This window comes from Glycomyces sp. YM15, from assembly GCF_016918015.1.
Lineage (GTDB): Bacteria > Actinomycetota > Actinomycetes > Mycobacteriales > Micromonosporaceae > Glycomyces.
Map to the genome: position 1 here is coordinate 316,929 of NZ_JAERMK010000001.1, position 9,866 is coordinate 326,794.

The window sequence follows — 9,866 nt, forward strand, 5'->3', positions numbered from 1 at the left end:
GCGCGGTCGCACCGCCGCGCAGGTCGACATCTCACCGTTTTGTCTACAAAGGAGCACAACATGCGACGACGCACCTTCGCCGCCACACTCGGCGCGGCCGCGGTCGCGGCCGGAGCCCTGCCCGGCACGGCCTTCGCCAAACCCGGCCAGCAATGCGCCGATGCCTACGCCTGGAAGAACGTCGTGGTCAACTGCGGCGGTTTCGTCCCCGGGATCATCTTCAACGAGACCGAGCCGAACCTGATCTACGCCCGCACCGACGTCGCCGGCGCCTTCCGGTGGCAGGAGGAGACGCGGACCTGGAAGCCGCTGACCGACTGGGTGCCTCGCGACAAGTGGGGCTACCAGTACGTGGTCTCGATGGCCTCCGACCCGGTCGAGACCAACCGCGTCTACGCCGCGGTCGGTGCCTACACCATCAGCTGGGACGGCAACAACGGCGCGATCCTGTACTCCGATGACAAGGGCGAGACCTGGGGCGTCGCGGAGCTGCCGTTCAAACAGGGCGGCAACATGCCCGGTCGCGGCATGGGCGAACGCCTCGTGGTGAACCCCGCCGACAACGCCGAGCTGTACCTGGGAGCCCCTTCCGGCAACGGGTTGTGGCGCTCGCGCGACTACGGCCGCACCTGGGCGCAGGTCGAGTCCTTCCCCAACCCCGGCAACTTCGTCGTGGACCCGAACAACGAATACCTCTCCGACAACCAGGGCGTCATCTGGATCGACTTCGACCAGATCGGCGGCAAGATCTATGTGGGCGTGGCCGACCCCGCCGACCCGCTGTACGTCTCCGAGGACGGCGGCGAGAGCTGGACTCCGGTCCCGGGTGCCGCCGAGGCGCTGGGCGATGCGGACGGGAACCGCACGATCCCCAAGCAGTCCGCTGTGGACAATACGAACGGGTACCTGTACGTCATCACCAGCCATGACCCCGGGCCCTACAACGGCGGGCCCGCGTCCGGCCGAGGCGGCCGGATCCAGCGCCTGTCGACCCAGACCGGCGAGTGGACCGACGTCACCCCGCCGTACAACCCGGGCCGCCCCATCCCCGGGTTCGGCGCCGTCACGGTCGACCGCCAGAACCCCGGCACCCTCATGGCCTCCACGTGCAACAACTGGGGCCCCGACGAGATCCTGTTCCGATCCACCGACTCCGGCGCCACCTGGTCGCTCAGCTGGGACCTCGTGAGCGAGAACGAGCGCACCGACCGGTTCGTCATGGACAGCTCCGGTTCGCCCTGGCTGGACTGGCGCGGCACCGACAACGGAGCCTCATACGCGGTCAAGCACGGCTGGATGATCGAGGGCCTGGCGATCGACCCGCACAACTCCGACCGCATCATGTGGGGCACCGGCGCCACCATCTGGGGCACCGAGAACCTGACCCAGTGGGACGCCCAGGGCGAACTCGTCAGCGAGAACGCAGCCGGCGAACGCGTCGCCCTGCCGATCGACCAGTTCACCGTCGGCGTGCGCGCCGAAGGCATCGAGATGACCTGGGTCCGCGACCTCGCCGCGCTCGGCGGCACCCTCGTCTCCGCCATGGGCGACGTCAACGGGTTCGTCCACACCGATCTCGGCCGGGCCGAGCGGATGTTCCGCTCCGACTGGGGCGGCACCAGTCTCGACTACGCCGCGGCCGACAGGGACGTCATCGTCGGCAGCGGCGACGTCCACGGCGACGCTTCCAGCCAGGTCACCGTCTCCACCGACCGCGGCCAGACCTGGCAGGACGCGACACGGCCCGAAGGCCTCCCGGGCAACAGCGGCGGCACCGTCGCGATCACCGCCGACGCCAAGGTGATCGTGTGGTCTCCCTCCAACACCACCGTCACCGCGTTCCACAGCAGCGACCTGGGCGCGACCTGGAACCAGGTCCAGGGGCTCCCGGCCGGAGCCAGAGTCCGCTCCGACCGCGTCGACCCCGCCAACGTATACGCCTTCGCAGGCGGCACGTTCTACCGCAGCACCGACGGCGGCAAGACCTTCGCCGACACCGGGGCGACCGGCCTGCCCGCCGAAGGCGTCGACGACTTCCGGGTCGCGCCCGGCAAGCGGGGCCACGTCTGGCTCGGCGGCCGCAGCGACAAGGACGAGGTCGCGACCGGCCTGTGGCATTCCAAGGACGGCGGCACCAACTGGACACGCATCAGCGCCGTCGACCTGGCGATCGGCGTCGGCTTCGGCAAGGCCGCCACGCGACGGGGCTACCCGGCGATCTACATCTCGGCCACCGTCGGCGGCCAAGACGGCATCTTCCGCTCGATCGACGGCGGCATCACTTGGCACCGCATCAACGACGACGAGCACCAATGGGCCTTCGCCGGGTCGGCCATCACCGGCGACCCGAACATCTACGGCCGCGTCTATCTCTCCGCCCGCGGCATCGTCTACGGCGACATCGCCTGAGCGAACAGGCCGCCGCGCTCGGCGGGGCGGCCCCATAGACCGCGCGTCAGTACCCCAGCGCAGGTTCGCCACCCGACGGGCGACCCCTCGACAACGTTAGGAACAAGCTCTTGTCCACAGTCATACCTTGGCGCCGCAGCGCGGCGGCGGTCTTCGCGATCGCCCTCGCCCTCGCCTCGGCGCTCGCAGTGTTCATGGCGCCCAAGGCGGCCCATGCCGCACAGCTCACGCCGATCACCGACTTCGGTGACAACCCCGGCAACCTCGAGATGTACGTGTACGTGCCCGACAACGTCGCACCGAACCCGCCGATCGTGGTCGCCAGCCACTGGTGCACCGGCTCCGCGACCAACGTCTACGACTGGATGGAGTGGGACGAACTGGCGGAGCAGTACGGCTACATCGTGGTCTTCCCGTCGGTGACCCGCGAGAGCAAGTGCTTCGACGTCGCCTCGCAGGCCTCGCTGTCGGGGACCGGCGGCGACTCGGTGAGCATCAAGTCCATGGTGGACTATGTGATCGCCGCCTACGGAGCCGACGCCGACCGGGTCTTCGCCACCGGCGTCTCCTCGGGCGCGATGATGACCAACGTCCTCCTCGGCGTCTACCCGGAGGTCTTCAAGGCCGGGTCGGTCTACGCCGGCGTGCCGTTCACCTGCTTCGCGACGACGAACGGATCGGAGTGGAACAGCGACTGCGCGACCGGCCAGATCGACCGGACTCCGCAGGAGTGGGGTGACGCGGTCCGCGATGCGAACCCCGGTTTCGACGGGCCGTGGCCCCGCATGCAGATCTGGCACGGCACCGAGGACCAGGCGCTCTACTACCCGAACTTCGGGGAGCAGATCGACCAGTGGACCAACGTCAACGGCACCGACCAGGTCGCCGACTACACCGACCACCCGGAGCCGACCTGGACCCGCACCCGCTACGGCGGCACCGGCGGCCAGGCTCCGGTCGAGGCGATCAGCATGGAAGGCGTCGACCACGGACTGCCCTACCAACCCCTTGAGACGCTTCGATTCTTCGGCCTCACCGGCGAGCCGGTCGTCGGCGAGATCGTGGGCGCGGCCTCGAACCGCTGCGTGAACATCCCCGGCGCAGGGACGGCGAACGGGACGCAAGCGGTGCTGTGGAAGTGCAACGGCAGCGCCGACCAGACGTTCACCCACACCGTCTCCGGTGAGTTGCAGGTGAACGGCAAGTGCCTCGAAGCGCAGGGCTCGGGCACGGCCGAGGGCACCAAGGCCGTGATCGGCGACTGCTCGGGCGGCGCGGACCAGCGCTGGAACGTCAACGCCGACGGCACCATCACCAACGCCCACAACAGCCTCTGCCTGGACGCCTTCGGCGGCGGCACCAACAACGGCACCAGGATCATCCTGTGGACCTGCAGCGGCGGATCGAACCAGCAATGGACCCTTCGCTAGCCGATCGCGATGAGTAGAAGGAGCGCCGGGCCTTCGGCCCGGCGCTCCTTCTCGTCAATGGCGTTCCAACCGGACCGACCGCGGAGATGCCAACGAGCAGCCACCGGCGGCCGAAACAGCCCCGAGCCCGCCGTCGAGCAGGCGTTCCGCGAGGCCGGGCACACGCCCAGCGTCCTCACCGCGACCTGGTCCGCCGACGCGCTCGATTGAAGGCAGCCGGACGGACGACGGCGATCCGGTTCTCCAACAACCGTGGATCCCACGGGCCAACGACGGACCGAAGGCGGCAGTGCTGGTGCGGCGGGACTCGCGGATCCCGATCGGTCCACCATTCACGCATGGCGTCCTCCTCGGCGACGCGGCGGCGCTGATCGCCGCGCGCGACGCGGCCCAGGCCGCGAAGGACGACGAGGGCGCCACGCAGGAGGAGGCGGATACCGCGGCCTCGGGTCTCGCCGACGCGATCGCAGAACTGACGAAGACTTGGCCGCTCTAGGACTGAGCCGCCCAAAAGAACTGCCCGCCGGGCTGGAGCATCGGCTCCGGCCCGGCGGTTGTCGTTGTGAAGGAAGGGAAGCGGTGCGGCCGCTACGAGGCCGTTCCGGTCACCGTCGTGCCGGTCCTGGTGACCGTGTAGGTGACGGTGTCACTGCCCCACCAGTGGAAGGTCAGGGTGGCGGGCTCGCCCTCTCTGAGCGTTTCGAGGAACACCGTGTTGAGGATGATCGTGCCCGCCTCGTAGTCGTAGATGAAGCTGTGCCCGAACTCCTGGAACGGGGTCCAGGTCGCGGGCCCGGCGTTGGTGCCGTCGGCGTACCTCGCCTCCATGGTGGCGAGGTTGTCGCCGTTGAACTCGGTCGGGATGTTGAACGAGGTCGTCGTTCCGGTCGCGTCCGAGAGCACGGGCTGGTCGTTGGTCTTGATGTAGATCCGCCACGGCGATCCGGCCGAGAAGCGGGCCTCGACAATGGCATTGACGCCGTAGGCGCGGTCGCCGGCGAGGCGGGTGAGCGCCGCGGCGGTCAGGGTGAGCGTGTCGCCCGAGACCGTGTAGTCGGTGCCCTCATCGAGTCTCACATCTCCCTCCCACAGGCCTTCGAAATCAAGGCCGTTGCGGTTCAGCGTGAGTGACTCGTCGGTGATGGTCCCGGACTGCTCCAGGTAGATCCGGTCGAACGAGGTCGTCCCCGAACGCGACGTCACTTCCGTCTGGAGGCGCTCGGCGATGTACGGGTCGCGCCATTCGAGGGTCGCCCGGTTGAGGAACTGGCCGGCGTCCCACAGCATCGTCGTCAGTTCATTCTCGCGGGCCTGGAACTGCAGGTCCTCGAAGAACTTCAGCATCTCGCCCTGCTCGATCCGCTCGGGCGCCCACGGCGGGGAGTAGTTGAACACCGCCCACTCGCCCACGATCACCGGGATGCCGTTCGCCACCAGAGTGTCGTGCGCCCGCTGGAAGTAGTCGGCGAGGTCCTGCTGGACCTGTTCGTTGTACGTGGTGAAACCGGCGATGTTCACGGTGAACGGCCAGAAGCTGTAGTAGTGGATCGTCGCGGCGACCATCGGGTCGTCGAGGCCCTCGATCATGGTCTTGAGCGGGTCCAGGCGCACCTGATCGGCGTTGGTGTGCAGCGACGGCAGGATCAGGAGCCGGTTGCCGTTGTACCCGCCCGAGTTGCGCACGACGTCGTAGAACGCCTGGTTCAGCTCCGCGTTGTAGACGTCGCCTTCTTCGTGGGAGACGCCCTCGAACGCCGGCTCATTGTTGCTCTCGAACGACAGCCCGGCCGGGTAGTCCTTGAACCGCGTCGCGATCTGCGTCCACATCGCCTCGAACTTGGCCATCACATTGTCGTGGTCGCTCGGCAGCTCGTCGATCCACATCCACGAGTCGTGGTGGATGTTGAGCATGACCTGCAGGTCGTTCGCGATCGCCCAGTCGACGACCTGCGCGACGCGCTCCATGCGTTCGGGGGCGATCGTGTAATCCGGTCCTTCGCCGGTGAACTCGTCCCAGGTGACCGGAAGGCGAATCGAGTTGTAGCCCGCCGCCCTCACCGTCTGGAGCTGTTCCTCGGTGATCATCGGGTTGCCCCAGTTGGTCTCGCCGCCGAGCGCGTCGAGGGTGTTGCCGACGTTCCAGCCCGGCTGCATGGCGGCGACCTGCTCTTCAGCGTCGGCCCAGCCGGTCGACGGCTCGCCGACGGTGCCGTCGCAGAGGCGGCCGTTGAGGCGGAACTCGGTCGGGTCGGTGTTGGCGCCGGTCAAGGAGCCGGTGAACCCGAAGGAGGCCGAGTCCCCGGTCGCGAGCTTGGCGTTGTAGCCCAAGCTCTCGACCCTGGCCGCGTCGTCCTTACTCTTGTCCTTGGCGCTCCACAGGTTCGTGACGCGCTGGCCGTCGGACCACGCCCATTCGAGGGCCCAGCCGTCGATGGGATCGCCGAGGTTGGTGACCTCGACGTTGGCGTTGAAGCCGTCCGACCACTGGCCGGTGACCTGGTAGTCGACCTCGCAGCCTTGGGCCGCGTGGGCACTGACCGCCCCGAGGAGGCTGGTGGACAGAAGGGTGACGGCAGAGGCGGCGATCACGCCGAGGCGCAGCCGTCGCCGATGCACCGTGCTTGGACTCATCTCGGACTCCTTGCAGGAGATGGGATTCATGAAGGGAAGGGGTTCGGATGTATCGAGGCATGTGGATTTCTGCTCGATGTCAAGTACGGTACGCAGCCGCCGATGACTTTGTCAATCAACAGGACCAAGTAAGCGCTCGCCGCAGGGCGCCATAGAACCATCAAGTAGACATTAGGGATATACTTTGACACTGTGGCACTCACACTGGCGGCCAATCCTTCTCAAGCGGCGGCGTGTGATCGCTGGTTGGTTTCTGACCTTGACAAAGGAGTGGGAGGTCGGCGGGTACGCCAAACCCGCGCGGCGTCCGACCTGGACGCGCTGCGGGGATGCAGACGCGCAGCCTCGGGCGCGAATGCGACGTTGGATAGCGCAATCCGAACTCGTCTCCGAGAGATATTGCCCCGATCGGGCGACATGACTTCTGAGCAGGCCATACGCCGCGGCACCATGGCGCTCTCTCGACCCCGGATCCCACGGACCAACGGCGGATCAAACGTGGATCGGGTGGAGTCGGCCAAGGCCCGCGAACCGGGCCCGAGACGACGGGGAGATCATGTGGAGGTGGGTACGGGATTCGAACCCGTGTGCACGGCTTTGCAGGCCGTTACCTAACCACTCGGACAACCCACCCTGACGTGATCGAGGCCCAGACCGTACATTCTGGACCCCGACCGGCGGTGGACGATACTGGGATTGAACCAGTGACCTCTCCCGTGTCAGGGGAGTGCTCTCCCGCTGAGCTAATCGTCCGGGATAGCGCTCTTTCGAGCTCCGAGCGGACGACCGGGATCGAACCGGCGACCTACACCTTGGCAAGGTGTCGCGCTACCAACTGCGCTACGTCCGCATGTCTTTTCCAGGGGCTTTTTCGTTCCCCCGGCGACGGGATAGAACTTTACCCAATGCCCGGCCGAGCGTCCACCGGGGGGTCGGGGCTTCCGGCTTCGGACCATGTTGTCGCAGCACTCTGGCAGAATCCTCCCGTGGCTCAAGCTATCGATCAACGCATCGCCGAGGAACTCTCGGTCGGCTCCCATCAAGTCCGCTCGGCCGTCGCGCTTCTCGACGACGGCTCCACCGTCCCCTTCATCGCCCGGTACCGAAAAGAGGCCACCGGGGGCCTCTCCGACGAGCAACTGCGCGCCCTCGAGGAGCGCCTGGGTTACCTGCGCGAGTTGGAGGCCCGCCGCAAGGCGGTGCTCGAATCGATCGCCGAGCAGGGCAAACTCACCGAGACGCTCGCCGCGCAAATCGACGCCGCCGACACGAAGGCGCGACTCGAGGACCTCTATGCGCCCTTCAAGGTGAAGCGCCGCACGAAGGCCCAAATCGCCCGCGAGGCCGGCCTGGAGCCGCTCGCGGAACTCCTGCTGAGTGATCCCTCACAGGACCCGGACACCGCCGCCGCGGCATACATCGACGCCGCGAAGGAGGTGCCGGACGCGGCCGCGGCGCTGGCCGGGGCGCGCGCGATCCTCACCGAGCGGTTCAGCGAGGACGCCGACCTCATCGGCGACCTGCGCGAACGCATGTGGCGGCGGGGCCGGCTGGTCTCGAGGGTCCGCGACGGAGCCGAGGAGAAGGGCGCGAAGTTCTCGGATTACTTCGAATTCGCGGAGACGTTCACCACGCTGCCGTCGCACCGGGTGCTCGCGCTCATGCGCGGCGAGAAGGAGGAGGCGCTCTCGCTTTCCCTGGAGCCCGGAGCATCGGAGGCGGACGGGGCCGACAGCGAGGCCGTGATCGCCGCGAAGTTCGGGATTCGCGACGAGGGCAGGCCCGCCGACGCGTGGCTCGCCAAGACCGTCTCGTGGGCGTGGCGCACGCGCATCCTCGTCAAGCTGGGCGTGGACCTGCGGATGCGGCTGTGGCAGCTCGCGGAGGACGAGGCCGTGAAGGTCTTCGCCGCGAACCTGAAGGACCTGCTGCTCGCGGCCCCGGCGGGACCGAAGACCGTGATGGGGCTCGACCCGGGCTACCGCACCGGAGTCAAAGTGGCCGTGGTCGACCCCACGGGCAAGGTCCTCGACGCGACCGCGATCATGCCGCACCAGCCGCAGAACCAATGGGACGCTTCACTGGCGACCCTCGGCGCGCTCGTCAAGAAGCACGGCGTGCAGCTCATCGCGATCGGCAACGGCACGGCCTCCCGCGAGACCGACCGCCTCGCGGCCGACCTCATCAAGGCCCTCGGCAGCACCGCTGAGCTGGCGAAGATCGTGGTCTCCGAGGCCGGGGCCTCGATCTACTCGGCTTCGGCGTACGCGACGAAGGAGCTGCCGGGCATGGACGTCTCCCTGCGCGGGGCGGTCTCGATCGCGCGGCGGCTCCAGGATCCGCTCGCGGAGCTGGTGAAGATCGAACCGAAGCACATCGGCGTCGGCCAGTACCAGCACGACCTGACTGAGTCCAAACTCACGAAATCCCTTGAGGCCGTAGTCGAAGACGCGGTGAACGCGGTCGGCGTGGACCTGAACACCGCTTCCGTTCCGCTCCTGTCTCAGGTGTCGGGACTCTCCGAGAGCGTGGCCGCGAACATCGTGGCGTACCGCGACGAGAACGGCCGCTTCGCCGACCGCAAGGCGCTGCTGAGCGTGCCCCGCCTGGGCCCCAAGGCCTTCGAGCAGGCCGCCGGGTTCCTCCGGGTCGCGGGCGGGGCCAACCCGCTCGACGCCTCGGCCGTGCACCCCGAGGCCTACCCGGTGGTCGAGCGCATCCTGGCCGCCACCGGCGCGCCGATCGGCGCTCTCGTCGGCGACGCCAAGACGCTCCGCAAGCTCAAGCCCGGCGACTTCGCCGACGACCGATTCGGCGTGCCCACGGTCTCCGACATCCTCGCCGAGCTCGAGAAGCCCGGACGCGACCCGCGCCCGGAGTTCAAGGCCGCCACCTTCAAAGAGGGCGTGGAGAAGGTCTCGGACCTCAAGCCCGGGATGCTCCTCGAAGGGGCCGTGACGAACGTCGCCGCCTTCGGCGCGTTCGTCGACATCGGCGTCCACCAGGACGGCCTGGTGCACATCTCGGCGCTCGCCGACCGGTTCGTGGAGGACCCGCGCGAGATCGTCAAGCCTGGTGACGTGGTCAAGGTCAAGGTGGTCTCGGTCGACCTCCAGCGCCAGCGCATCGCGCTCACCATGCGGCTCGACGACGAGGTGGCGGCCGGAGGCGGCGAACCGCGCGGCGGCCAGCGCCAAGGCGGCGGGAACAAGGGCGGCAAGGGGAACGGGCGGCAGCAGCCGCGCCAGCGCGGCGGTCAGCAGGCGGCCCCGCAGAGCGCGATGGCCGAGGCGCTGCGCCGAGCCGGGCTCACGAAGTAGCCCCACCGCAGCGAGTCCCGGGGCGCCCCCCGGCCACCCCCCGCGCCGCCCCATAAGGGGGGGGGCCGGGGGGACC

General features: G+C 68.3%; 5 protein-coding genes and 3 tRNA genes. 4 read left to right on the top strand and 4 right to left on the bottom strand.

Translation table 11 applies throughout. The features are described from left to right. Positions 1-60: 60 nt before the first annotated feature. The 3 genes from JHY01_RS01435 (at position 61) to JHY01_RS01445 (ending at position 4,335) form a co-directional block, all read left to right on the top strand. Entirely contained in the window at positions 61-2,409 is a 2,349-nt protein-coding gene (locus JHY01_RS01435) for a sialidase family protein (protein ID WP_205323807.1), read from the top strand. A 110-nt stretch (positions 2,410-2,519) separates the two neighbouring features. Further along, entirely contained in the window at positions 2,520-3,839 is a 1,320-nt protein-coding gene (locus JHY01_RS01440) for a PHB depolymerase family esterase (RefSeq protein ID WP_205323808.1), read from the top strand. A 295-nt stretch (positions 3,840-4,134) separates the two neighbouring features. Beyond that, on the top strand, positions 4,135-4,335 hold the full coding sequence (locus tag JHY01_RS01445; protein WP_205323809.1) for a hypothetical protein: 201 nt from the start codon (positions 4,135-4,137) through the stop codon (positions 4,333-4,335). A 92-nt stretch (positions 4,336-4,427) separates the two neighbouring features. Here JHY01_RS01445 and JHY01_RS01450 read toward each other — a convergent pair whose 3' ends face one another. From JHY01_RS01450 to JHY01_RS01465, 4 genes are all read right to left on the bottom strand, one after another. Continuing rightward, positions 4,428-6,470 (bottom strand): cellulase family glycosylhydrolase, encoded by a 2,043-nt coding sequence (locus JHY01_RS01450; protein WP_205323810.1) that lies wholly within the window; start codon positions 6,468-6,470, stop codon positions 4,428-4,430. A gap of 559 nt (positions 6,471-7,029) precedes the next feature. Next, positions 7,030-7,103, bottom strand: a tRNA-Cys gene (locus JHY01_RS01455). 48 nt (positions 7,104-7,151) lie between these two features. Further along, positions 7,152-7,223 (bottom strand) — tRNA-Val (locus JHY01_RS01460). Between the two features lie 24 nt (positions 7,224-7,247). Further along, positions 7,248-7,320: transfer RNA gene (locus JHY01_RS01465), tRNA-Gly, on the bottom strand. Positions 7,321-7,456: 136 nt separating this feature from the next. On the opposite strand from JHY01_RS01465, the gene JHY01_RS01470 reads away from it, so the two are divergent. Then, on the top strand, positions 7,457-9,790 hold the full coding sequence (locus JHY01_RS01470) for a Tex family protein (RefSeq protein ID WP_307814137.1): 2,334 nt from the start codon (positions 7,457-7,459) through the stop codon (positions 9,788-9,790). The last annotated feature ends 76 nt before the right edge of the window (positions 9,791-9,866 follow it).